Annotated in this window: 22 protein-coding genes; 12 read left to right on the forward strand and 10 right to left on the reverse strand. The window is 72.9% G+C overall.

What is annotated here, in order from left to right; all coding sequences use genetic code 11:
- The first annotated feature begins 240 nt into the window (after positions 1–240).
- The 4 genes from ACFWPI_RS28685 to ACFWPI_RS28700 all read left to right on the forward strand — a co-directional run bounded on the left by ACFWPI_RS28685 (position 241) and on the right by ACFWPI_RS28700 (position 2,348).
- Positions 241–609: a hypothetical protein gene (locus tag ACFWPI_RS28685; protein ID WP_380378338.1), complete on the forward strand. Its 369-nt coding sequence runs from the start codon at positions 241–243 to the stop codon at positions 607–609.
- Positions 609–1,151 (forward strand): hypothetical protein, encoded by a 543-nt coding sequence (locus tag ACFWPI_RS28690; protein WP_380378339.1) that lies wholly within the window; start codon positions 609–611, stop codon positions 1,149–1,151. Before ACFWPI_RS28685 ends, ACFWPI_RS28690 begins: the two co-directional genes overlap by 1 nt.
- Before the next feature lie 440 nt (positions 1,152–1,591).
- Positions 1,592–1,969, forward strand: coding sequence for a hypothetical protein (locus ACFWPI_RS28695; RefSeq protein ID WP_063346348.1), 378 nt, complete (start codon positions 1,592–1,594; stop codon positions 1,967–1,969).
- A gap of 151 nt (positions 1,970–2,120) precedes the next feature.
- The gene (locus ACFWPI_RS28700) at positions 2,121–2,348 is read left to right on the forward strand and encodes a DUF6059 family protein (RefSeq protein ID WP_063346347.1); all 228 of its coding nucleotides are present in this window, start codon (positions 2,121–2,123) and stop codon (positions 2,346–2,348) included.
- Positions 2,349–2,367: 19 nt separating this feature from the next.
- Here ACFWPI_RS28700 and ACFWPI_RS28705 read toward each other — a convergent pair whose 3' ends face one another.
- Positions 2,368–3,705, reverse strand: a complete 1,338-nt coding sequence (locus ACFWPI_RS28705) for a cation:proton antiporter (RefSeq protein ID WP_380379894.1) — start codon at positions 3,703–3,705, stop codon at positions 2,368–2,370.
- A 99-nt stretch (positions 3,706–3,804) separates the two neighbouring features.
- Positions 3,805–5,049, reverse strand: a complete 1,245-nt coding sequence (locus tag ACFWPI_RS28710; RefSeq protein ID WP_063346345.1) for an FAD-dependent monooxygenase — start codon at positions 5,047–5,049, stop codon at positions 3,805–3,807.
- A 174-nt stretch (positions 5,050–5,223) separates the two neighbouring features.
- Between ACFWPI_RS28710 and ACFWPI_RS28715 the strand changes: the two genes are divergently transcribed.
- The 4 genes from ACFWPI_RS28715 to asnB all read left to right on the forward strand — a co-directional run bounded on the left by ACFWPI_RS28715 (position 5,224) and on the right by asnB (position 9,900).
- Complete coding sequence (locus tag ACFWPI_RS28715) at positions 5,224–6,504, forward strand: beta-ketoacyl-[acyl-carrier-protein] synthase family protein (protein WP_279634872.1); 1,281 nt, start codon at positions 5,224–5,226, stop codon at positions 6,502–6,504.
- The gene (locus ACFWPI_RS28720; RefSeq protein ID WP_063346343.1) at positions 6,501–7,709 is read left to right on the forward strand and encodes a ketosynthase chain-length factor; all 1,209 of its coding nucleotides are present in this window, start codon (positions 6,501–6,503) and stop codon (positions 7,707–7,709) included. Before ACFWPI_RS28715 ends, ACFWPI_RS28720 begins: the two co-directional genes overlap by 4 nt.
- A gap of 104 nt (positions 7,710–7,813) precedes the next feature.
- Positions 7,814–8,068 carry an acyl carrier protein gene (locus ACFWPI_RS28725; RefSeq protein ID WP_063346342.1) on the forward strand — a complete coding sequence of 85 codons (255 nt, stop codon included), beginning with the start codon at positions 7,814–7,816 and terminating at the stop codon, positions 8,066–8,068.
- Between the two features lie 2 nt (positions 8,069–8,070).
- Positions 8,071–9,900 carry an asparagine synthase (glutamine-hydrolyzing) gene (asnB, locus tag ACFWPI_RS28730; protein WP_063346341.1) on the forward strand — a complete coding sequence of 610 codons (1,830 nt, stop codon included), beginning with the start codon at positions 8,071–8,073 and terminating at the stop codon, positions 9,898–9,900.
- On the opposite strand, the gene ACFWPI_RS28735 is transcribed toward asnB, so the two are convergent.
- Positions 9,884–10,381: a MarR family winged helix-turn-helix transcriptional regulator gene (locus ACFWPI_RS28735; protein ID WP_063346340.1), complete on the reverse strand. Its 498-nt coding sequence runs from the start codon at positions 10,379–10,381 to the stop codon at positions 9,884–9,886. The genes asnB and ACFWPI_RS28735 overlap by 17 nt on opposite strands.
- A gap of 176 nt (positions 10,382–10,557) precedes the next feature.
- On the opposite strand from ACFWPI_RS28735, the gene tcr3 reads away from it, so the two are divergent.
- Positions 10,558–12,090, forward strand: coding sequence for a tetracycline efflux MFS transporter Tcr3 (gene tcr3, locus ACFWPI_RS28740; protein ID WP_380345791.1), 1,533 nt, complete (start codon positions 10,558–10,560; stop codon positions 12,088–12,090).
- 133 nt (positions 12,091–12,223) lie between these two features.
- Complete coding sequence (gene ctcQ / locus ACFWPI_RS28745; protein WP_380379901.1) at positions 12,224–12,799, forward strand: flavin reductase CtcQ; 576 nt, start codon at positions 12,224–12,226, stop codon at positions 12,797–12,799.
- A 96-nt stretch (positions 12,800–12,895) separates the two neighbouring features.
- On the opposite strand, the gene ACFWPI_RS28750 is transcribed toward ctcQ, so the two are convergent.
- From ACFWPI_RS28750 to ACFWPI_RS28760, 3 genes are read right to left on the reverse strand one after another with little or no spacing between them, the layout of a single operon-like run.
- Positions 12,896–14,551 (reverse strand): NAD(P)/FAD-dependent oxidoreductase, encoded by a 1,656-nt coding sequence (locus ACFWPI_RS28750; RefSeq protein ID WP_380346393.1) that lies wholly within the window; start codon positions 14,549–14,551, stop codon positions 12,896–12,898.
- Between the two features lie 17 nt (positions 14,552–14,568).
- Positions 14,569–15,606 carry a methyltransferase gene (locus tag ACFWPI_RS28755; RefSeq protein ID WP_380379904.1) on the reverse strand — a complete coding sequence of 346 codons (1,038 nt, stop codon included), beginning with the start codon at positions 15,604–15,606 and terminating at the stop codon, positions 14,569–14,571.
- Between the two features lie 49 nt (positions 15,607–15,655).
- Positions 15,656–17,140, reverse strand: a complete 1,485-nt coding sequence (locus ACFWPI_RS28760) for an FAD-dependent monooxygenase (protein WP_380379907.1) — start codon at positions 17,138–17,140, stop codon at positions 15,656–15,658.
- Positions 17,141–17,309: 169 nt separating this feature from the next.
- Here ACFWPI_RS28760 and ACFWPI_RS28765 point away from each other — a divergent pair, with 169 nt between their 5' ends.
- A complete protein-coding gene (locus ACFWPI_RS28765; RefSeq protein WP_380379910.1) occupies positions 17,310–17,732 on the forward strand; it encodes a PPOX class F420-dependent oxidoreductase in 423 nt (140 codons plus the stop codon).
- Positions 17,729–18,820: a succinyldiaminopimelate transaminase gene (gene dapC, locus ACFWPI_RS28770; protein WP_380379913.1), complete on the forward strand. Its 1,092-nt coding sequence runs from the start codon at positions 17,729–17,731 to the stop codon at positions 18,818–18,820. Before ACFWPI_RS28765 ends, dapC begins: the two co-directional genes overlap by 4 nt.
- 78 nt (positions 18,821–18,898) lie before the next feature.
- On the opposite strand, the gene ACFWPI_RS28775 is transcribed toward dapC, so the two are convergent.
- From ACFWPI_RS28775 to ACFWPI_RS28790, 4 genes are read right to left on the reverse strand one after another with little or no spacing between them, the layout of a single operon-like run.
- Complete coding sequence (locus ACFWPI_RS28775; RefSeq protein ID WP_380425127.1) at positions 18,899–19,936, reverse strand: methyltransferase; 1,038 nt, start codon at positions 19,934–19,936, stop codon at positions 18,899–18,901.
- Positions 19,937–19,948: 12 nt separating this feature from the next.
- On the reverse strand, positions 19,949–20,239 hold the full coding sequence (locus tag ACFWPI_RS28780) for an antibiotic biosynthesis monooxygenase (RefSeq protein WP_063346332.1): 291 nt from the start codon (positions 20,237–20,239) through the stop codon (positions 19,949–19,951).
- 26 nt (positions 20,240–20,265) lie between these two features.
- Positions 20,266–21,819 (reverse strand): class I adenylate-forming enzyme family protein, encoded by a 1,554-nt coding sequence (locus ACFWPI_RS28785; protein ID WP_063346331.1) that lies wholly within the window; start codon positions 21,817–21,819, stop codon positions 20,266–20,268.
- Positions 21,820–21,833: 14 nt separating this feature from the next.
- Complete coding sequence (locus ACFWPI_RS28790; RefSeq protein WP_380378660.1) at positions 21,834–22,253, reverse strand: nuclear transport factor 2 family protein; 420 nt, start codon at positions 22,251–22,253, stop codon at positions 21,834–21,836.
- Positions 22,254–22,297: the final 44 nt, after the last annotated feature.

The raw sequence follows: 22,297 nt of genomic DNA on the forward strand, positions 1-22,297 counted from the left end.
GACGCCATGGCCGCCCATGCCTACAGCACATGACGGGGCGCGTGACGGGGCACACGGCGTGGCGCGCGGGGCTGCACGATCGGATCAGGGGGCGTCCGGTGCTTGCGCCGTGCAGGCGGCAAGGGCGGCCAGGCGGTCCACCTCGACCCATTCGTCGAGGTGGAGGCCGATCAGGTGGTGGCCCCGGCTCCACGGGTGGTCCGCGACGGGAGGGGTGGGTGGCGGCGAGGGGGAGTCGGCGTGGTGGAGGTACCAGGAGCTGAGGCGTTCCAGGGCGGCGCGGCGCTCGGCGGTACCGGTCTCGGCGGTGCAGCGTTCGGCGGCGTAGAGGCGAAGGAGGTCGTTGAGCCGGTAGCGGTGGTGGTCCTCGTGGGTGAGCAGGTGGGCGGTGGCCAGGTGATCGAGGATGGGCCGGACGGCGGCGGTGGGGGTGTCGGTCAGGGCGGCTGCCGCGCCGGGGCCGACGCCGACGGCCGGGGCCAGGGCGAGCAGCCGGAGCAGGGCCCGGGCCTCGGCGGGGAGCGAGCGGTAGGAGAGGTCGAAGGCGGCGCGGACCGCCGAGGTGGCGTCGCCGTCGATGACGAGACGCCTCGAACCAGGAGCAGTTGATGAACCGTCTGAAGAAGGTCGTCGCCACCGCGACCGCCGTCACCGCAGCCGCCCTGATCCCGCTGTCCGCGGCCCCGGCCGAGGCTGCCACCGGACCGGGCACCCACCTGGGGATGACCTGGTCCGTCGTCGCCTACGGCCCGGAGGGCACCGTCCAGGTCGGCGGCCCCGGTGGCAGCCCGAGCAACGCCTGCAACGGCGACACCGCGCCGTCGGTCTCGCTGCCCGTGCTCTGCCTCGACGTCGACGGCAGCCCGGCCCCGTCCGGGATCAGCATCGGCTTCTACAACGGTTGGGCGCAGGGCACCGTCGCCCTCAGCCGGCCGGTCAGGGGCGCCCGGCTCAACAGCCGGGCCGCGGCGGACAGCCTCTGCCAGGCCTCCTTCGGGGCCGGCTGGCGCGAGGCCGAGTTCCACGACGGCCACTTCGGGTCCGACCTGGCGCAGACCGGTGGCTGGACCTTCTGGGCCTACGGCAACATCCCCAACAACACCCGGTTCTGGACGGCCATCAACGACCAGGCGGCCAACCCCTGGAACTGACCGGGCCGAAGCCGCCGTTGCGCCCGCCCACCCGGCGGGCGCGACGCTGCCCGGATCGCCGCCGCTCAGCGCATGACGCGGCCCCGCTCGGCGCGTGAGCCCCGCTCAGCGCACGAGGCGGCCCCGGTGCCGGGGAATCCGTGCACCGGGGCCGCCTCGTCGTGCCGTCGTGCCGTCGTGCCGTCGTGCCGTCGTGCTGTCGTCCGGCGGCCCGCGGTGGCGACGTGTGGCCGTCCGTGCGTACGGAACGCGTCAAGATGTCCGGCGGCGGCAACCGGGTGGGCCGGAACGACCGTCCACGCCATCAGAAGCACTGATCGATCGTCAGGGGAGCCCGGCCGTCGGGCCGGACTGCCCCTGGCGCGGCATCGTCGTAGGGCGACGTCCGGCAGGCGCCGTCCGAGTCCGCGTCCGACCGACCACCACATGGGGGAACGCTCATGACACAGCTGCTCATCGAAGAGAACTTCCAGCACCTCGACGGCCAGGACGTGGAGTCGCTGATCGAGGCCCTCGCCGAGTTCGGTCTGAACGCGGAGCCCACCCAGCCCCGCACGGGGACCCGAAACGGCGAGTGGGCGCTCGTCCTGCACTGGCTCGGGGACGACATCGGGCCGATCACCGAGGACGCCGTGACGACGGCGCTCGTCATGGCGGTGACAGAGGTGCTGGGCCGGGCGCACTCGGCCGGGCCCGGCGGGACCAGCGTGCGGCGCCGCACGCTGCCGGTCCGCATCGACATCCGCGGACGTACGGGAGAGCTGATCACGTCCGTTGCGGTGCCGGGCGCGAAGGCGGCGCCGTCGGCTGCGTCGTGATGGCACGGCAGGGCCGCGGTGGCCGGGCGGCGTGCCGCAGCCGGCCCCGTCGCCTCCCGCGGCTGAAGCGGGGTGGCGGTCGGCTGGAGGTGGCCGACCCGCTCGAACGCTGCTGTACGGGCGCTCCGAGGCGGCCCGCCATCCTCGGCGGATGCGCTGCTCACTGCTCGGTTCCTGCCTGCGCTCGCTGCTGCGAGGCCTGATCGCCCTCGGGCAGCTGTCGGGGTACGCCCCGCCGGTCGCGCCGCCGCCTCCCGCTGGTCCCGGGCCGGGCCACCCGGAGCGGCTCCGCCCCGACCTGCCGCTCAGCGACGTCGAGAGGGAGCTGCGCAGGCAGCTGCGCGACATCTCCGGTGGACCGGTGCCGCGCGACTTCTGACCCCTTCGGGGCCGGACGGTCAGGAGTTGCTGGACACCGCCTCGGGGGCGGCCGAGCGGGCGCGGAGCGATGGTGGTGGCGTGCCCCGCGGGGCGACGCGTCGCAGCAGCGGCCCGGTCATCAGGGTCGTGACGAGGGCCATGACCACCATCGCGCTGAACATCCGGGTATCGATGACGCCGAGCCGGTGGCCCACGTTCAGGATGACGAGCTCGGTGAGGCCTCGGGCGTTGAGCAGGATGCCGAGGGCGGCCGCCTCCCGCCTGGTCGAGCCGGTGAGCCGGGCAGCGGCGGCGGCACCGGCGAACTTGCCGACGCAGGCCGTCACCAGCACCGCGGCCACGATGACCAGGCCGTGCCACCCGATGCCGGTCAGGTCGACGGCCAGCCCCGTGACCGTGAAGAAGGCCGGCAGCAGGAGGAGGCCGGCCTGCTCGATGCGCTCCGGGACCTCGGGCGCGAGGGCGTCGATCCGGTCGCGGGGCACCGCCGCGCCGAACATGAAGGCGCCGAAGACGGCGTCCAGGCCGATCTCGCCGGTGACCCAGGCGGAGAGCAGTGTCCCGGTGACGAGGACGGCGTGGATCCACGGTCCGCCGACGGCGCGGCGCCGCTCCGGCGCCAGCAGCCAGCCGAGGGCGGGGCGGACGACGCAACCGAGGACGAGCACGACGACGACCGTGTTCAGCGCCAACCGTCCGAGCGCCCAAGGGCTCTGGGCGTTCACCACGGCCACTACCACGGCCAGCGCACACCACGCGAGGAAGTCCTGCAGGGCGGCGCAGGCGAGCGACAGGGTGCCGAGCGGATCCTGGTGCATCCCGCGTTCGGCGATGATCCGGGCGAGGACGGGGAAGGCCGTGATGGACATCGCCGTCCCCAGGAACAGGGCCGGGCCCAGCCAGCCGGTGGTTCTCAACTGGGATGCGTCGAACCAGGGTTGGAGCAGCACCGCGAGGCCCAGGCCGAGTGCGAAGGGCAGTGCGACGGAGCTGAGCGACACCGCCGTCACCCGGCGCCCGGCGCCCCGCAGATGGGCGGTGTCGAACCGGTACCCCACGATGAACATGAAGAAGACCAGGCCGAGTTGGGAGAGCACCCGCAGATGGGGCTGGACCTCGGGGGGGAACAGGACGGCGTCCAACCGTCCCGGGAGCAGACCGATCAGGCTGGGCCCGAGGGCGACCCCGCCGACGATCTCACCCATGACGGCGGGCTGGCGCAGCCGGACGGCCAGTCTCCCGCAGACGAACGCGGTGCCGAGGATGACGGCCAGGGCGACGAGCACACCGCCCGCCGTCGCCGCCTCGGTCGGCCCGGCGGCCGACAGTTGATGCGGATCGATCAGTGGAGTCATCACGCTCTACCTCTTCGCTCGGTGCCCCTGGTGAGGGCGGCTGCCAGGCCGGTACGGGAAATGGGGTGACGTACCGGGAGGGGTGGGGGAGGGCGCCGGTCACCGTCCGGTGGAGCCGAGCAGATCGGTCCGCAGCCGGACGGGCGAGGTGCCGAAGGCGATCCGGCGCAGCATCGCGCCGTAGAGCGGGGTCCTGGACACCAGAGCCGCCGTCCGCGGGCGGATCGCCGAGGAGAGGCGCCCGGTGGAGAGCATCATCCGGCTCTGGATCCGCTGGATCCGGGTGATCCGGTCCACCTCGGGCCTGCGCAGCGCTGTGTACCGGTCGAGCCGGGCCGCGCCGGCGTCGGCGCTGCGCACCGCCTCGACCAGGACGGGGTGAGCCGCGACGGCGTCCCGAATGGCGAGGTTGATGCCCTGCGCGCCGATCGGGCTGTGGGTGTGGGCGCTGTCGCCGATCAGCACCAGCCCGTCGCGCACCCACTCCTCGGCGCTGCCGGAGAAGACGTCGAGCAGGGACAGGTCCCCGAAGCCGGTGATCTCCTCGCGGATGCGCTCGGCGTACTCCGGTGCGGCGTGGCACAGTTGCTCGATGATGTGGTCGGCTCCCCGGTCGGCCAGCCGACGGAAGCCGCCGTGCGGGAGCGTCCAGCCGAGCTGGAGCGAGTCGGGCACCGAGGAGTAGCTCAGGACCGGATTGCCGCCGGCCCGGAAGACCCGGACGTCCCGCGTGTGCCCGGTGCTCCGCTGCGGCGCTCCGCTCAGCCGGAACCAGAGGACGTCCTGGCTGAACAGCTCCTGGCGCCGGTAGCCGATGCCGGCGAGGGTGCGGATCTTCGAGAAGCGGCCGTCCGCCGCGACCACGCACCGCGCCCGGATCACCTGCTCGCCCGCGCCGCCGGGCCCGGCGGCGACCGCCCCGCGGACGACGCCGCCCTCCTCCACCAGCCCGCTCGCCCTGGTGCCCGCCAGGTAGCGGAAGCCGTCGTGCCGTGCGCAGGCGGCCAGCAGCTCGGCCAGCAGGTGGCGTTGTGGCAGGCTCAGCAGGCAGTTGTACGGTCCGGGCAGCCGTCGGTAGTCACCGTTGATGAGGATCCGGCCGCGCTCCTCCAGCAGGAAGCGTTGGTGCTCGACGGCGCCGTGCGCCCGCGCCGGGCGGAGGACGCCCAGCTCGTCCAGCAGTGCCTGGCCGCCGGGCTGGAGGATCTCGCCGCGGTACGTCCGGTCCAGCGAGCGGCTGCGTTCCAGCAGGGTGACCCGCACGCCGGAGCGGACCAGGAGCAGGGCGAGCGTCAGCCCGGCGGGGCCGCCGCCGACCACGCAGATGTCGGTGTCGATGTCCATGCGACCAGAGGCTAGGCAGCACTCCTCAACGCCGGTTCGCGCGGCGGGCCGCGCGGCAGGTGGACGGCGGCTCGAATCCGCCGCGAGGGCGGGAGCCGACGATCGGTGCCGGCGGATTTCTTCTCACGGACAGGAGGCGATCGGGTATGTCGGATGCGGAGCGGGGGAGCAGCGGTGTCAGGTGAGGACGGGCGGCGCCGCGTGGTGGTGACCGGGATGGGGGTGGTGGCCCCCGGCGAGGTCGGCACCAAGGCGTTCTGGGAGTTGCTGACCGCGGGCCGGACGGCGACCCGGACGATCTCGACGTTCGACCCGTCGCCGTTCAGGTCCCGGGTGGCCGCCGAGTGTGATTTCGATCCGGTGGCCAGTGGTCTGACCCAGCGTCAGATCCGGCAATGGGACCGCACCGCGCAGTTCGCCATGGTGGCGGCGCGCGAGGCACTGGCCGACTCCGGGGTGTCGGGGTCGAACGATCCGCTCCGCACCGGGGTGATGGCCGGGACGGCGTGCGGGATGACGATCAGCCTCGACCGCGAGTTCGCCGTGGTCAGCGACGAGGGCCGGCGGCAGCTGGTCGACGACGCCCACGGTGTGCCCTATCTGTACGACTACTTCGTGCCGTCCTCGATGGCGACCGAACTGGCCTGGCTGGTGGAGGCCGAGGGGCCGGTGGGCGTGGTCTCGACCGGGTGCACCTCCGGTATCGACGTGATCGCCCACGCCTGCGACCTGATCCGTGACGGCGAGGCGGACGTGATGCTGGCCGGTGCGTCGGACGCGGCGATCTCTCCGATCACGGTGGCCTGCTTCGACGCGATCAAGGCGACCTCGCCGCGCAACGACGAGCCGGAGAGCGCCTCGCGGCCGTTCGACCTGACCCGCAACGGCTTCGCCCTCGGCGAGGGCGCGGCGATGTTCGTCCTGGAGGAGCGCGAGCACGCGCGCCGACGCGGCGCGCACGTCTACGCCGAGGTCACGGGGTACGCCGGGCGCTGCAACTCCTACAGCATGACGGGGCTGCGGCTGGACGGGAACGAGATGGCGGAGGCGATTCGGGTCGCGCTCGACCGGAGCCGGATGAATCCCGAGGACATCGCGTACGTCAACGCGCACGGCTCGGCCACCAAGCAGAACGACCGGCACGAGACGGCCGCGTTCAAACGGAGCCTCGGCGAGCACGCCTACCGGGTGCCGGTCAGCTCGATCAAGTCGATGATCGGGCACTCGCTGGGCGCGGTCTGTGCCCTGGAGTTCGCCGCCAGCGCGCTGGCGATCGAGCACTCGGTGGTTCCGCCGACGGCCAATCTGCACGTGCCCGATCCCGAGTGCGATCTGGACTACGTGCCGCTGGTGGCCAGGGAGCAGCGGGTGTCCACGGTGCTCAGCGTGGCCAGTGGTTTCGGTGGCTTCCAGAGCGCGATCGTGCTGGCCGAGCCGGAATGGAGCGGGGCATGACGAAGGTCGTGGTGACCGGTATCGGCGTGGTGGCGCCGAACGGCTGGGGTGTGGAGGAGTACTGGGAGGCCACGCTGGCCGGCCGTTCGGGCCTCGGCCCGGTGACCCGCTTCGACTCGGCCGGCTACCGGGCGCACGTGGCCGGTGAGGTGAACTTCCGGCCGGAGGACCATCTGCCGAGCAGGCTGCTGCCCCAGACCGACCACATGACCAGGCTGGCGCTGGTGGCGGCGGAGGAGGCCCTGGCCGACGCGGGGGCGGACCCGGCGACGATGCCGGACTTCGCCGCCGGGGTGGTCACGGCCGCCTCCGCCGGCGGGTTCGAGTTCGGGCAGCGGGAGCTGACGGCGCTGTGGAGCAAGGGCCCGGCATACGTCAGCGCGTACCAGTCCTTCGCCTGGTTCTACCCGGTCAACACCGGGCAGATCTCGATCCGGCACGGCATGCGGGGCCCCGGCTCGGCGCTGGTGGCCGAGCAGGCGGGCGGGTTGGACGCACTGGCCAAGGCGCGGCGGCACGTCCGGGAGGGCACCGCGTTGATGCTGGCGGGCGGGGTGGACGGCTCGCTCTGCCCGTGGTCGTGGCTCTGCCTCACCCGCAGCGGCACGGTGAGCCCGGAACGGGACCCACGGCGGGCCTTCCTGCCGTTCGACGCCGACGCGTCGGGCGGGGTGCCGGGGGAGGGCGGTGCGCTGCTCGTCCTGGAGGATCCCGAGCGGGCGGCCGGGCGCGGGCAGCGCCGCCACTACGGGGAGGTGGCCGGCTACTCGGCCACCTTCGACCCGCGCCCCGGTTCCGGGCGTCCGCCCGGGCTGCGGCGGGCGATCGAGGCGGCGCTGGCCGACGCCGGGGCCGGCCCGTCCGACATCGACGTGGTCTTCGCCGACGCCAGCGGGGTGGCCGAGCGGGACCGGGCGGAGGCCGAGGTGCTGAGCGCGGTGTTCGGACCGCGCGGGGTGCCGGTGACGGCGCCCAAGACGATGACCGGCCGGCTGCTCGCCGGGGGTGCCCCGCTGGACGTGGCCGCGGCGCTGCTGGCCATGCGGGACTCGGTGATCCCGCCCTCCGTCCACCTCGGACGGCCCGCCTTCGGTGAGCTGGACCTGGTGGGGGACCGGCCGAGGCCGTCCCGGCTGGGGAGCGCGCTGGTACTCGCCCGTGGGCACGGCGGGTTCAACAGCGCGCTGGTGCTGACGGGTTGCTGACCGACCGCTGACCGACTTCCGACCGACTTCCGACCGACTGCAGGCGAGCCGCGGAAGCGGCCGCCGAAGAACCGACCGACGATCGACCGAACTGAGGAAACGCCATGGCAGAGTTCACCCTTGACGATCTGATCACCACGCTGCGCGAGGCCGCGGGCGTCGACGAGGGCGTCGACCTCGACGACGTCCTGGACGTGCCCTTCGAGGCCCTGGGCTACGACTCGCTGGCGCTGTTCAACACCGTCAACATGATCGAGCGGGACCGGAGCATCGCGCTGCCGGACGACGTCGTGGTCGAGGCCAGGACCCCGCGGCAGCTGCTGGCCGCGGTCAACCTGAGCCTGACCCAGGTGGGTTGAGCGTGTGCGGCATCGTTGGGGCGGTCGACTTCGACGCCTCCCCCGAGCAGCGCCGTGATCTGCTGCAGGCGATGACGGACACCATGGCCTGCCGAGGGCCGGACGCCGAGGGGCTCTGGTTCGGCCCGTGGGTCGGCTTCGGCCACCGCCGGCTGGCGGTGATCGACCCGGCGCACGGGCAGCAGCCGATGACCGCCCGGCACCGGGGCCGCGGCGCGGCGATCACGTTCGCCGGCGAGGTCTACAACTTCCGTGAGTTGCGCGCCGAGTTGATCGCGCTCGGCCACCGGTTCCGGACGGCGTGCGACACCGAGGTGGTGCTCCGCGGCTACCTCCAGTGGGGTGCCGCGCTGGTGGACCGGCTCAACGGCATGTACGCCTTCGGCATCTGGGACGAGCAGGCCGAGGAACTGCTGCTGGTCCGCGACCGGATGGGCGTCAAACCGCTGTACTACTACCCGACGGACACGGGCGTGCTGTTCGGCTCGGAGCCGAAGGCCGTCCTCGCCGACCGCGCGGTGCCGCGCAGGGTCGGCGCGGAGGGGCTGTGCGAGGCGCTGGACATGGTCAAGACGCCCGAGGCGGCCGTCTTCTCCGGGATGCGCGAGGTCCGGCCCGGCCAACTCGTCCGGGTCGGGCGCACCGGGGTGCGCCGGCACACCTACTGGCGGCTGGAGGCCCGTGAGCACACCGACGACCTGTCCGCGACCATCGGGACGGTGCGGGAGCTGCTGTCCGACACGGTCGCGCGCCAGCTGGTCTCGGACGTGCCGCTGGGCTGCCTGCTCTCCGGAGGCCTCGACTCCTCGGCGGTGACGGCGCTGGCGGCCCGGTCGGGGCCGGTGCGCTCGTTCTCGGTGGACTTCCGGGGCGCGGCGGACGGCTTCGCCCCGGACGCGGTGCGCCAGGCGCCGGACGCGCCGTTCGTCCGCGACCTGGCCCGGCACGTGGGTGCGGAACACCGCGAAGTCCTGCTGGACAGCGGCGATCTGACGGATCCGGCGGTGCGCGCCGCGGTGCTGCGGGCCACCGACCTGCCGCCCGCGTACTGGGGTGACATGTGGCCCTCGCTGTACCTGTTCTTCCGGGCGGTGAAGCGGGAGTGCACGGTGGCGCTGTCCGGCGAGGCCGCGGACGAACTGTTCGGCGGCTACCGCTGGTTCCACAACCCGCTGGCCCTGCGCGCCACCACCTTCCCCTGGCTCACCTCGGGTTCGGCACGCTACTTCGGCGGCCGCTCGCTGTTCCAGCAGGGACTGCTGGACAAGCTCGACCTCGACGGCTACCGGGCCGCGCGGTACTCGGAGGCGCTCGCCGAAGTGCCGGTGCTGCCGGGGGAGTCCGCCGATGACCGTCGGATGCGCGAGATCACCTATCTCAACCTGACCCGGTTCGTGCAGACCCTGCTCGACCGCAAGGACCGGATGAGCATGGCGGTGGGCCTGGAGGTTCGGGTGCCGTTCTGCGACCACCGGTTGGTGGAGTACGTCTTCAACGTGCCGTGGGCGATGAAGTCCTTCGACGGCCGGGAGAAGAGCCTGCTGCGCGCGGCCGTCGCCGACCTGTTGCCGCGGTCGGTGGTCGAGCGGGTCAAGACCCCGTACCCGGCCACCCAGGACCCGGGCTACGAGGCCGTGCTGCGCGCCGAACTCGCCCGGCTGCTGCGCGACGCGGACGCCCCGGTCCTGCCGCTGCTGGACCTCGGGCGGGCGCGGGCGGTCGTCGACCGGCCGCTGGGCGCGGTGAGCCGCCCGTACGACCGGGGGAGCCTGGAGCTGGTGCTCTGGCTCAACTCCTGGCTCACGGAGTACGAGGTCACGTTGGACCTGTGAGATCCGCGGTGCCACTGTCGCCCGCGACCGACGGGGGCAGTTCGTCGGCCAGCGCCGCCCGAAGGCCACGCAGCACTCGCAGCGTGGCCTTCAGGTCGTCCGGGTCCAGTGGCGAGGCCAGGTGTTCCAGCCAGCGCCGCTCGGCCGGCTCCAGCAGGGCGAGTGCGTCGGCGCCCTTTGCGGTCAGCGAGACCAGCGGTGCGCGCCGGTCCGCCGGGTTGGGGCTGGTGGTGGCGAGGCCGTCCTCGACCAGTTTGACCACGGTCTGCTGGACGGCCTGGCGGCGCAGCCCGCGCTCCCGCGCGAGGTGCGCGGCGCTGTGCGGACCGTCTGCCAGCAGGCCGAGGACCTGCCATCGCGCGGAGGTCAGCCCGAACCGGCCGGACAGCCCGTCGCCCGCGCGCAGCAGGGCGCCGTTGACGGCGAACAACTCGGTGGTGATCTCGCTCAAGGTATCTGCCACGGGGGAGAGGTCGGTCATGACGGAAGCCTAATCGCAGCACGCTCGCGCGATTTCGACAAGAGCTTGTCATTTACTCGAGGTGGGCACTACCCTCAAATTGACAAGAGCTTGTCGATTTTGTGTGTCGGGCCCGGGTTGTGCGGTCGTCCGGCACCGCACGGCGGGCCGACCGAAACCGCATGGAGAAACAGGACATGGCAAACCTCGCCTCGCAGACCGACGAGGCCGTCGCGGACGACGCCGGCCCGGCCGGCTTCACCCACCGCCAGATCATCACGGCCCTCACCGGACTGCTGCTGGCAGTCCTGCTCGCCGCACTCGACCAGACCATCGTCTCGACCGCGCTGCGCACGATCGGCGACCAGCTGCACGGGCAGACCGTCCAGGCCTGGGTCATCACCGGCTACCTGGTCAGCTCCACGATCGCGATGCCGTTCTACGGCAAGCTCTCCGACATCTACGGCCGCAAGCCGCTCTACCTGGCGGCGATCGTGGTCTTCATCGTCGGGTCGGCGGCCTGCTCGCTGGCGAACTCGATGGAGACGCTCGCCGTCGCCCGCGTGGTCCAGGGACTCGGCGGCGCCGGGCTGATGTCGCTGCCCACGGCCGTCATCGCCGACCTCGCCCCGGTGCGGGAGCGCGGCCGGTACTTCTCCTACCTGATGATGGCGTGGGTCGCGGCCAGCGTGCTCGGCCCGCTGGTCGGCGGGCTGTTCGCGGGCGCCGGCGAGATCCTGGGGGTGACCGGCTGGCGCTGGGCCTTCCTGATCAACGTGCCGCTCGGGCTGGTTGCGCTGCTGAGCGTGCGCAAGGCACTCAACCTGCCGCACCAGCGGGTGAACCACCCGATCGACTACCGGGGCGCCGTCACCCTCGCGCTCTGGCTGGTGCCGCTGCTGGTCGTCGCCGAGGAGGGCCTCGACTGGGGCTGGGGTTCGGGCCGTTCGCTGGTGCTGTACGCCGTCGCCGCGCTCGGCCTGGTGCTGTTCGTCCTGGCGGAGCGGGCCCGGGGCCTGGAGGCGATGGTCCCGCTGCGGCTGTTCAAGCGGGGCGGGATCACCCTGGCCACCGCAGTCAACTTCACCATCGGTGTCGGCATCTTCGGTACGGTCTCCACCCTGCCGCTCTACCTCCAGCTGGTGCAGGGCCGCACCGCCACCGTGGCCGGGCTGGTGATCATCCCGCTGATGACGGGCGCGATCATCTCCCAGATGGTCTGCGCGAAGATCATCAAGAAGACGAACCGGTTCAAGAAGCCCGCCATCGTCGGGCTCGGTTCGATGGCCGGCTCGCTGCTGGGGCTCTCCACGGCCGGCGCCGACACCCCGCTGTGGGTGGTGGTGGTGCTCACGGCGTGGCTCGGCCTGGGCATCGGGCTCTCCCAGACGGTCATCACCCTGGCCATCCAGAGCGCGGCGCCCCAGTCCGAGCTGGGCGTGGCCAACGCCGCCTCCGGCCTGTTCCGTCAGCTCGGCGGCACGGCGGGCGCCGCGGTCTTCATGTCGGTGCTGTTCGGCGTCGCGGCCGGCCGGATCGGCGGTGACCTGAACGGTGACGAGGCGGTGCGCCAGGCGCTCTCGGACCCCGCCACGAGCGGTGGCCTCGCGGCCCGCACGATCGACGCCTTCGCCGCCGGCTTCCAGACGATGTTCCTGGTCGGCGGCCTGATCCTGGCGGTCGGCTTCGTGCTCACCTTCCTGCTGCGGGAGCTGCGCGACGAGGAGTGACCGCGCGTCCGAGGCAACCCGCGTACCCCTGGTCCCGCTCCCGGGCCAGGGGTACGCGGCGTACCCGACGGCGACTCGAACGCGCCCGACGAGCATGGGGACACCGCACCGGACTGCCGAGAGTGGAGACCCCATGCCCACCATGCCCCTACCCCTGCCCGAGGACCTCGCCGGCGACTGCGTCGACGGCCCGACCTTCCTGTCCATCATGGGCGCGCTGCCCACCGGAGTGACCGTGGTGACCACCCTGGGCGCCGACGGCGAGCCGTACGGGTTGACCTGCTCCGCGGCGTGCAGCGTCTCCAAGACGCCGCCGCTGCTGCTGGTCTGCATCCATCGGGAGAGCCGGGTGCTGCGGGCCGTGCTGGACCGCGGCGAGTTCGTGGTGAACGTGCTGCGCGGTGGTGGTGAGGACACCTCCGCGCTGTTCGCCTCGGCCAGTGGCGACCGCTTCAGCGGCGTCCGCTGGGAGCCCAGCCGGCTCGGTGGCCTGCCCACCGTGCCGCTGGACGCCGTCGCGCACGCCGAGTGCCGGGTCGCCGCGGCCCTCGACGCCGGCGACCACACGATCGTGATCGGTGCCGTCGTGGACGGTGCCGCCCGGCCGGAGGTGCCCAGCCCGCTGATGTACTGGCGCCGCTCCTACGCCCGCTGGCCGGTCGAGGAGGACCCGAGGACCGTCGCGCTGACCCTGGCGGCCGAGGGCTGAGCGGCGCGCCGACGACGGAAGGGGCCGCGTCCGGGGATCAGCTCCCCGGGCGCGGCCCTCGGCGGTCCCGCCGGCCGTCCTCGGCCGGACAGGACCCTAGCTCCTGCGCATGGCGGCCTTGACCTCCTCGGCGCTGGCGGCCAGCAGCTCCCGGATCTCCGGGCGGGGGTGGTCGGTGGCCCACTGTGCGAGCTGGATCATCTTCTCGGCCGTCGGGTTGATGTGATGGGTGTCGGGGTCGTTGAAGCCCAGCGCGGGCAGCATCCAGTCCGACTCCCGCACCCGCTGCTCCAGGGTGGCGGCGGCCTCCTCGGCCGTCATCCGCTTGGCGTCCACGGCCTCGCACAGCTCGGTGAGCTCGTCGAAGGCCTCCTTGTAGAAGTCCAGCGGGCACCACAGCCCCGGGTACGGGTTGTCGTCCAGGGCCTGGCAGTGCGTGTCGTCACCGGTCTCCTTGGTCGCGGTCAGCGCGTTGAGGATGCGCTTGCCGCCGATCACGCTGGCCGAGGCCCAGATCCGGAACACCGAGTTCCACAACGGGTAGTGGGAGAAGGAGATGAACGAGTTGTTCACCAGCCGGTCGTTGTAGTCCAGCAGGCCCTGCTCCAGCCGCTCCACGTAGGCGAACCGCTCCAGCGAGAAGTCGTCCTCGCGCAGCGCCGCCATCAGCCGCCAGGACAGCGCGTTGATGATCTCGCAGGTGTTGGACAGCCCCCGGGAGAACAGCGGGTCGATGAACCCGGCCGCGTGCGACATCAGGCACCAGCGCTCGCCGACCGTCCGGGTCGAGGAGTACTGCATCCGGTCCGTCCGGACCCACTCGCGCACGCTCCGGGCGCCCTCCAACTGCCGCCGCACCGCGGGGAAGCGGTCCACGTGGGACCAGAACTCCTCCTCGGCGGTGAGGTCCTGGCGCGCCGGGTACGTCCTCGGGTCGAGCTGGATGCCCACGCTGCACAGGGGATTGGTGGCCCCGGGGTGGTTGTCGAACGGGATGATCCACATCCAGCCGCGCTCGAAGATGTGGTGCATCGTCCCGTCGTTCCACGGCACAGGCGGACGCAGCCCGTCGGGCGTGTCCAGGTGGTCGTCGATCGCTTCCACCCCGACCATGTGCGTGAAGATCGAGCGCGCGTGGTGCTTGAGCCGGCTGGGCTCCTCCCGCAGCCCCAGCTGCTTGGCCAGCGGCGAGCGGAACCCGCTGGCGTCGACCAGGTAGCGGGCGCGGTAGCTGCTGCCGTCCGCGCCGACCACCGTGACCCCGTCGTCGTCGAGGTCGACGCGCTCCACCCGGTAGTCCTGCCGCGCGTCGCAGCCGTAGCGGACAGCGGTGTGGAACATGTACGCGTCGGTGTCCTGCCGGAAGAAGTGCGCGGCGTTGCCGACGATCCCGGGGATGCGGAACTGGCTGGTGAGGTTCGGGTCCGGCTCCTCGCCGTCCTCGTGGAACATGAACCCGAAGTTGCTCTTCTGCCCGTGCGCGCTGCTCACGTTGGCCAGCACGTCCTCGAAGCTCGCCAGGTGGGCGATCTCCGGGATCCCGTACCGGTCGGCGATCAGCCGCAGCACCACCAGCGTCTGCCCGATGGTCGACTCGCCGACGGCGAACCGGGGGTGGTGGGTGCCGTCGAGCAGCAGGACGCGGAAGTCCTGCTTGGCCAGGATCGAGCCGAGCATGGTGCCCGACAGGCCGGTGCCGACGATGACCACGTCGTACGGCTGTTCCGCCTGCGGTGCGGCGTGCTCCGTCACGTCGTTCTCCCTTCCGTTCAGGCGGACTTGACGCCGATGGCGAAGTGGTCCCGGGTGATGGTGTCGGTGGCGGTCACCCGGTCGACCGTGAAGCCGGCCTCCTCCAGGTAGTCGCGGGCCTGCTGGAGCGAGTACGCGGAGCTGTCGTCCCGGATCATGGTGTGGTTGATCCGTTGCAGCAGGACCTCCGGGTCCCGCTCGTCCGGGTCGATCATGGCGTCGTAGAGCACCACCGCGCCGCCGGGCCGCACCGCCTTGTGGGCGCGCCGCAGCAGCTCCCGGCGGTCGTCGACCGGCCAGTCGGGCAGCACGTGGCCGAGGATCACCACATCGGCCTCCGGCATCGGGGAGGCGAAGAAGTCGCCGCCGTGGAAGGTGACCCGGTCGGCCGTCCCGGCCGTGCTCACCAGCTCGTCGAAGAGCGGGCGCAGCGCCGGCAGGTCGAAGACGGCGCCCCGCAGGTGCGGGTGGGCCGAGGCGATCCGGGAGGCCACGTTGCCGCGCGCGCCGCCGACGTCCACGAAGGACGTGTAGCGGCTCCAGTCGAGCTGGCGGGCCAGCTCGTCCGCGGTGAACCCGTTGTGGGCGTCCATGTGCGCCATGACCTGGCGGGCGCGGTCGAGGTCCTCGTAGTGCTTGGGGTAGGCCAGCGGACCCTGCGCGGCGACGGCGGACTTGGCCTTGCCGTCGCGCAGCGCGTCGGTCAGCTGCGCCCAGGCGTGGAAGTGCAGCCGGGCGTGCTGCTGGGCGGTGCCGCCCAGGTAGGTCGGAGCGTCCGGGAGCAGGAACTCCTCGGCGAGCGGGGCGGCGCGGTAGCGGCCGTCCTCGGCCGTCAGCAGGTCGAGGCCGACCAGGGCGTCCAGGAAGTCCTTGAACAGCCGGTGGTTGACGCCCAGTTCGGACCGGATCTCGTCGACGCCGGCGGAGCGGTCCGCCAGTAGCTCGAAGAGGCCGAGCTCCACCGCGCTCTGGAGCGCCTTCGCTTGGAAGTAGGCGGTGTTGAGTGCGACGATCCGGCGCGCGCGGGCGGCGGGGCTGCCGGTGACTGAAGTCATCTTCTCCCTCTCTCGGTGTGCTGCGGGTGTCGTGCGGGTCGTGCGGTTCTCAGGCGGCGCCGAACCAGGTGGTCGCGGCGTGGCGGAGCTCCTCGCGCCGCGCCGGGGGCCCGGCCCAGGCGACGTAGCCGTCAGGGCGGATCAGGAAGGCGAGGTCGGGCTCCGCGCCCGCGACCTTGGCGGTCACGGTGGTGACGCGGTCGGCCCAGGCGGCCAGTGGCGAGGCGGCCGGTGGCGAGGCGGCCGGTCCGGGTTCGGGCAGCAGCAGCAGCCCGCGCGCCTCGGTGAAGCAGCCGCTGATCCGTCGGCCGCCCCCGGCGGTGAGCAGGTCGGCGTCCGGCATCCGGCGCCCGACCGACGGGTGGTCACCCGTCCCGTAGGCGACGTCGAAGCCGGACAGCATCCCGGCGATGTGGCGGTTGGTGTCCGGCAGTGCCATCAGCTCGCGGAAGGTCTGGCGCAGCGCGTCGTACCTCGGGTCCGGGTCGATCAGCACGGCCTGGGTCCGGGTGTTGCGCACCACGCCGTCGGCGACCGGGCGCCGCTCGCCCTGGTAGCTGTCCAGCAACTCCTCGCCGCCCTGGCCGCGTACCACGGACGCGAGCTTCCAGCCGAGGTTCACCGCGTCCTGGATACCGAGGTTGAGCCCCTGCCCGCCGGCCGGCAGGTGGATGTGCGCCGCGTCGCCGGCCAGCAGCACCCGGCCGCTGCGGTACGCCCCGGCCAGCCGGGAGACGTCGGTGAGCCGGGACAGCCAGGTGACGTCGTGCATCCCGTGGTCGCCGCCGGTGTGCTCGACCAGGGCCGCGCGCATCTCCTCCTCGGTGACCGGCGCGTTGCGGTCGGGGAAGGGCTCGCCGAACCAGGCGACGGTGGCCCGGTAGACGTCCGGCTTGTGCTGGAAGGCGCCGAACCAGGACCTCTTCTCCGGGTTGACCAGACCCACCGGGCGCATCGGCCCCAGTCCCTCACCGCGCGGCAGCTCACCTCGGAACCGCATGTCCCCGATCAGCGCGTACATGTGCGGGTCCTGGCCGGTGAAGGCGATCCCCGCCTGCCGGCGTACGGTACTGCCGCCGCCGTCGCAGCCGACCAGGTAGCGCGCCCGGACGGTGCCGGTCCCGGTCTCGACGGTCACGCCGTCCTCGTCCTGGGTGAAGCCGGTGACGGGAGCGCCCCGGACGATCCGCACGCCGAGTTCCCGCGCCCGCTCGGCCAGCAGCTCCTCCGTGCGCAGCTGCGGCACCAGCAGCACGTACGGGTGCCGGGTGTCGAACTCCTCGAACCGCATCGGCACGCCCAGGCTGGCGAAGTTGCCGCCCTTGAGCAGGCCCGCGCCCTCCAGGAACCGGTCGAGCAGCCCGCGCAGTTCCAGCAGTTCCACGGTGCGGCCCTGCATGCCCATGGCCTTCGAGTGTTTCTCCGGCTCCTCCCTACGCTCCACCACCAGCGTCCGGGCACCGCCCAACGCCAGCTCGCAGGCGAGCATCAGGCCCGTCGGCCCCGCACCCGCCACCACCACATCGCAGTCCATCGCGCCCTCCGCTGCCGGCTCCTGTACGACGGGCCCACCGTGCCAGCGCCGCTTCGAGCCGGTGTCCAGCGCTCTTGGCAGCCCTGGCGCGGGCGGGGCACGAAAGCGGCTCGAAGGGCGACGCCTAGCGTCGGCGGAATCCCTGATCCGACCGATGTGAGGACCCGTCATGCCCTTCACCGCGAACGAGGCCGCCTATCTGGCCTCGCAGTCGCTCGCCCGCCTGGCCACCGTGGACGGTCGCGGGCAGCCGCACGTCGTCCCGCTCGGCTTCCACTACAACGCCGGCCTCGGCACCATCGATGTGACCGGTCGCGGCATGGCCCGCAGCCTCAAGTACCGCCACGTGCAGGAGAATCCGAAGGTCTCGCTGGTCGTGGACGACGTGCTGGACCCGGCGGACTGGGTGGTCCGGGGCCTGGAGATCCGCGGCACCGCGCAGGCGCTCCCCACCGGCGGCAAGGAGGTCCTGCCGCACGTCGACGACGAGCTGATCCGGATCACCCCGGAGCGGATCGTCTCCTGGGGCATCGACTCCGACTGCCAGGCGACGCCGCTGGCCCGCACCGTCGCGAAGGGGGCCCGGGCATGATAGAGCGGCTGCCGAAGTTCCCCTGGGACGTCCTGTTCCCCTACCGCAAGCTCGCCGCCGCCCACCCCGACGGGCTGGTCAACCTGGCGCTCGGCGACCCGGTGGACCGGACGCCGGCCGTCGTCCGCGCGGCCCTGGCCGCCGCCGCGGACGCCCCCGGCTACCCGTCCACGGAGGGTACGCCGCAGCTCCGCGAGGCCGTCGCGGCATGGCTGCTGCGGCGCGAGGGCGTGAGCGTGGACCCGTCCGCGGTGATCCCCGCGGTCGGCACCAAGGAGCTGATCGCCTGGCTGCCCACCATGCTCGGCCTGGGCCCCTCCGACGTCGTCCTGGTGCCCGAACTCGCCTTCCCCACGTACGAGGTGAGCGCCCGGCTGGCGGGTGCCCGGCTGGTCCGGACGGCCTCGCCGCTGGACTACGACGGCCCCGCCCCCAGGGTGGTCTGGCTGAACTCCCCGTCCAACCCGGAGGGCCGCGTCCTCGGCACCGCCGAGCTGCGCGCGATCGTCGGCTGGGCGCGGGAACGCGGCGCCCTCGTGGTGAACGACGAGTGCTACCTCGACCACGTCTGGGAGGGCGAGACCCGCTCGGTGCTGCACCCCGAGATCAGCGGTGGCAGCCACGAGGGGGTCCTGGCCGTGCACTCGCTCTCCAAGCGCTCCAACCTGGCCGGCTACCGGGCCGGGTTCGCTGCCGGGGACCCGGCGGTGATCGCCACGCTGCTGGAGGTGCGCAAGCACGCCGGACACATGGTGCCCGCCCCGGTGCAGGCCGCCATGGTGGCGGCGCTCGGCGACGACTCGCACCTGGCGGGGCAGCGCGGGAGCTACGCCCGGCGGCGGGCCGTGCTGCGCGCGGCGCTGCTGGAGTGCGGCTTCCGGATCGACCACTCGGTGGGCGCGCTCTTCCTCTGGGCGACCAGGGACGAGCCCTGCTGGGTGACGGTGGGCGCGCTGGCTGAGCTCGGCATCCTGGTGGCGCCCGGGGAGTTCTACGGCGAGGCGGGCGCGCGGCACGTCCGGGTGGCGGTCACCGAGACCGACGAGCGGGTCGAGCAGGCGGTGAAGCGGCTCGCCGCGGCCTTCTGACGGACGGAGTGGACGACGGCGTCGGTCCCCGAGACCCGGTGGGGTCTCGGGGACCGACGCCGCGCGTACCCCGGTCCGTCAGGCCCGGTCCGGGACCGTGCTCTCGACCAGGTGCAGGTAGGAGTTGACCGGGCGGACCCCGGTCGGCTCCAGACCCGCCTCCCGGACGAGGGCGACCAGCCCGGCCTGGGTGTGCTTGCGGCCGCCGACGTTGAGCAGCAGCAGCAGGTCCATCGCGGTGGTGAACCTGATCTCGGGACTTCCGTCCACCAGGTTCTCGACCACGATGACGCGGCTGCCCGGCTCCGCCGCCGCCGCCACGTTGCGCAGGGTCAGGACGGTGCTCTCGTCGTCCCACTCCAGGATGTTCTTCAGCAGGTACACGTCGGCCTTGACCGGGACCTCCCGGCGGCAGTCGCCGGCCAGCAGCGTCGCCCGGTCGGCGAGCGCGCCGCCCGGCCGCAGCCGCGGGTCGGCCCCCGCCACCACCTCGGGCAGGTCCAGCAGGGTCCCGCGCAGCCCCGGATTGCGCTCCAGCAGCGTGGCGAGGACGTGCCCCTGGCCGCCGGCGATGTCCACCACCGTGCCGACCCCGCTCAGGTCCAGCCGGTCGGCCAGCGCTAGCGCGGAGAGCCGGCTCGACTGGGTCATCGCCTGGTCGAAGACCGCGGCCGACTCGGGCGCGTGGGCGTGCAGGTGGTCGAAGAAGTCCATGCCGTGCAGCTCGGGGAAGACGGCCTTGCCGGTGCGGACCGCCTCGTCGAGGTGCCCCCACAGCTCCCAGGTCCACGGCTCGGTGCCCCAGAGCACCATGTGCTTGAGGGTGCGCGGGGTGTCCTCCCGTAGCAGCCGCGAGGCGTCGGTGTGCGCGTACCGGCCGTCGGGTCGCTCGCTGAACACGTCGTAGGTCGTCAGCGAGCGCAGCAGCCGTTGCAGCGCGTCCGGTTGGGCGCCCACGGCCCGGGCCAGCTCGGCCACGGTGGCGGGCTCCTCGCCGAGCGCGTCGGCCAGGCCCAGCCGGGCCGCCGCGCGGACGGAGGCGGCGCAGGCCGCGCTGAGCGCGAGCTCGCGCAGCCGGATCACCGCCTGCGGAATGGTTTCGCCGGTCGTCGTCATCTGCCGTCCTCCTCAGGCGCCGTGCTGCGTGATCAGGTCGAACGGGGCCGGTTCGGCCTGGGCGAGCGCCATCACCCGGCCGACCCGCGAGCGGAACTCCGGGGAGCCGGTCGCCTGCTTGTGCGAGACGGCGTCGTCCCACTCGGCGGTCTCCACGTAGACCTGCGCGTCGGCGGCCGAGCGGTACAGCCGGTGGGAGCGGAAGCCGGGTTGGGCGCTCATGTACGCGGTGATCTCCCCGACGACGGCCTCGAACTCGGTCTTGTCACCGGTGACGGTGAAGCGGTTGATGAAGGTGAACATGCTGGTCCTCCTGGGTCGGTCGCGGGTCAGGGCTTGCCGAGCAGCCGGTCGCGCAGATCGCGCCGCTGCACCTTGCCGGTGGCGGAGCGCGGGATGCTCTCCGCCAGCCACAGGTGCCGCAGGTGCTCGTAGTAGGGCAGTCGGGCGTTGACGAAGCCGGCCAGGGCGGCCGGGTCGACGTCATCGCCCATCGGGACGACGAGTCCGACGGCGACGGCGCCGCTCAGCTCGTCGGGGTAGTCGAAGACCACGCAGTCGGCGACCGACGGATGCCGCATCAGCACCCGCTCGATCTCGGTCGGCGACACGAGCCAGTTGTCGCACTTGAAGACGTCCTTGATCCGGTCGACGACGGACAGCCGGCCTTCCTCGTCGACCCGTCCGACGTCACCGGTGCTGAACCAGCCGTCCGGGCGCACGGCCTCGCCGTGCCCGGCGCCGAGGTAGCCCAGCATCAGCTGGGGCCCCTTGACCTGGATCTCGCCCTTCTCGCCCGTCGGCAGTACCGCGCCGGTCCGCACGTCGACGATCCGGCAGCCCGTTCCCGCCACCGGCGGGCCGCAGGATCCGGTGGTCGGCCGGTCCAGCAGGTCGAAGTGGGTGGAGGGCGAGGTCTCGGCGAGACCGTAGCCCTGGACCACCGGGACGGCGAAGTGCTCCGACAGGGCCGTCGTCGTGCGCGGCGGCAGCGTGGAGCCGCCGGACAGCACCGCCCGCAGCGAGGGGATCCGGAAGGCCGGCAGGCGCAGGTCCCCGGCCAGCCGGGACAGCCGCACCGGGAGGCTGTACAGGTGGCTGGCCCGCCAGGCGCGGGCCAGCTCCACCATCGCCTCCTGGTCCTCCGCCGGGCAGAGCAGAAGGGTCGCGCCGACCGCCAGCGCGGTGTTCAGGTGCATGAGGTGGAACGAGGGCAGGTTGTCGAGCGAGACCGAGTCCGCGCCCAGCTGGTGGGCGTGCGCCGACTGCGCGGCGTTCACCAGGAGGTTGTCGTGGCTCAGCCGCACCGTCTTGGGAGCGCCGGTGGTACCGCTGGTGAACTGGAGGCAGGCGGTCCGCGCGGCCTCGCCGTCCGGGACGGCCGCCCGGGGCAGTTCGTCCAGCACCGGTGTGCCGTCGCCCGCGTCCGAGGTCACCACGATCTGCCGCAGCGCCGGGACCCGGTGCCGCACCGCCTCGATCCGGCGGTGCATCCGGGGCGACAGCACCGCCGCCCGCGCACCGCATGCGTTCAGGACGTGCACCAGGGCGTCGTCCGAGATCAACGGGTTGAACATGGCGCTGGTGTTGCCGGAGCGGGAGATCGCCAGGAAGGTGACGGCGAAGTCCACGGTGAGCTCGGCGGCGATCGCGATCACCGTCTCCGGGCCGCCGAACGCGCCGCGCAGCGCCTCGGCGCAGCGGGTCACCCGTCCGTCGAGTCCGGCGTGGTCGAGGACCTCGCCGTCGGCGACCAGCGCCGGGTGCCGGGGCGAGCGCCGGGCCGAGCGTCGGAGCAGGTCGTCGATCCGGGGGCCGCCGATCAGCTCCGACACGGTGTCCAGCGGCGCGCCGAAGGTCGTACTGTCCGCAGAGGTAGCCATGTCGGGGTCTCCTCTCAGGCGGCCGGCAGGTCGTCCCGGCACACCTGGCGGTGGCGGACCTTCAGCTCCCCGGCCACCCGCACCAGCCGGTCCTCGCAGCTGGTGCTCAGGTGCACGGTGGCCGCACCGCCCTTGGGCGTGGCGATGATGAGCGCGTAGGTCCTGGCGAGCACGGTGCCGTCCGGCTGCTCGGCGACCTCCAGCATGCCGAGCCAGTGCCGGTGCTGGACCCCGGCGGCGGCCAGGCGCGCCGCCGCCTCGTGGGCGCCGCGCTCGATGCTCCCCCGGCCCTCCTGCGGGTGCGGGCGGGCGTTGGCGGCGAACACGCCGTCCTCGGTGAAGGTCGCGGCCCACTGGGTGACCTCGCCCTCGTCCAGGTGGCGCATCTGCCGCCCGTAGAAGTGCTGGACCTCCTCGTAGAGCGATTCGGTCATGCTCGGGCCCTCCTCGGGCGGTTGGGGATCGGTACGGCGACGAC

It is taken from the genome of Kitasatospora sp. NPDC058492, assembly GCF_042720685.1.
In the GTDB taxonomy this organism is placed as follows: domain Bacteria; phylum Actinomycetota; class Actinomycetes; order Streptomycetales; family Streptomycetaceae; genus Kitasatospora.

Bases quoted from the DNA above. Each gene is read 5' to 3' on its own strand.
- ACFWPI_RS28755 (WP_380379904.1), bottom strand. From the start codon at position 15,606: ATGACTTCAGTCACCGGCAGCCCCGCCGCCCGCGCGCGCCGGATCGTC.
- dapC (WP_380379913.1), top strand. From the start codon at position 17,729: ATGATAGAGCGGCTGCCGAAGTTCCCCTGGGACGTCCTGTTCCCCTAC.
- tcr3 (WP_380345791.1), top strand. From the start codon at position 10,558: ATGGCAAACCTCGCCTCGCAGACCGACGAGGCCGTCGCGGACGACGCC.
- ACFWPI_RS28785 (WP_063346331.1), bottom strand. From the start codon at position 21,819: ATGGCTACCTCTGCGGACAGTACGACCTTCGGCGCGCCGCTGGACACC.
- ACFWPI_RS28710 (WP_063346345.1), bottom strand. From the start codon at position 5,049: ATGGACATCGACACCGACATCTGCGTGGTCGGCGGCGGCCCCGCCGGG.
- ACFWPI_RS28790 (WP_380378660.1), bottom strand. From the start codon at position 22,253: ATGACCGAATCGCTCTACGAGGAGGTCCAGCACTTCTACGGGCGGCAG.
- ACFWPI_RS28705 (WP_380379894.1), bottom strand. From the start codon at position 3,705: ATGACTCCACTGATCGATCCGCATCAACTGTCGGCCGCCGGGCCGACC.
- ACFWPI_RS28765 (WP_380379910.1), top strand. From the start codon at position 17,310: ATGCCCTTCACCGCGAACGAGGCCGCCTATCTGGCCTCGCAGTCGCTC.
- ACFWPI_RS28700 (WP_063346347.1), top strand. From the start codon at position 2,121: ATGCGCTGCTCACTGCTCGGTTCCTGCCTGCGCTCGCTGCTGCGAGGC.
- ACFWPI_RS28720 (WP_063346343.1), top strand. From the start codon at position 6,501: ATGACGAAGGTCGTGGTGACCGGTATCGGCGTGGTGGCGCCGAACGGC.
- ACFWPI_RS28725 (WP_063346342.1), top strand. From the start codon at position 7,814: ATGGCAGAGTTCACCCTTGACGATCTGATCACCACGCTGCGCGAGGCC.
- ACFWPI_RS28695 (WP_063346348.1), top strand. From the start codon at position 1,592: ATGACACAGCTGCTCATCGAAGAGAACTTCCAGCACCTCGACGGCCAG.
- ACFWPI_RS28760 (WP_380379907.1), bottom strand. From the start codon at position 17,140: ATGGACTGCGATGTGGTGGTGGCGGGTGCGGGGCCGACGGGCCTGATG.
- ACFWPI_RS28735 (WP_063346340.1), bottom strand. From the start codon at position 10,381: ATGACCGACCTCTCCCCCGTGGCAGATACCTTGAGCGAGATCACCACC.
- ctcQ (WP_380379901.1), top strand. From the start codon at position 12,224: ATGCCCACCATGCCCCTACCCCTGCCCGAGGACCTCGCCGGCGACTGC.
- ACFWPI_RS28780 (WP_063346332.1), bottom strand. From the start codon at position 20,239: ATGTTCACCTTCATCAACCGCTTCACCGTCACCGGTGACAAGACCGAG.
- ACFWPI_RS28690 (WP_380378339.1), top strand. From the start codon at position 609: ATGAACCGTCTGAAGAAGGTCGTCGCCACCGCGACCGCCGTCACCGCA.
- ACFWPI_RS28775 (WP_380425127.1), bottom strand. From the start codon at position 19,936: ATGACGACGACCGGCGAAACCATTCCGCAGGCGGTGATCCGGCTGCGC.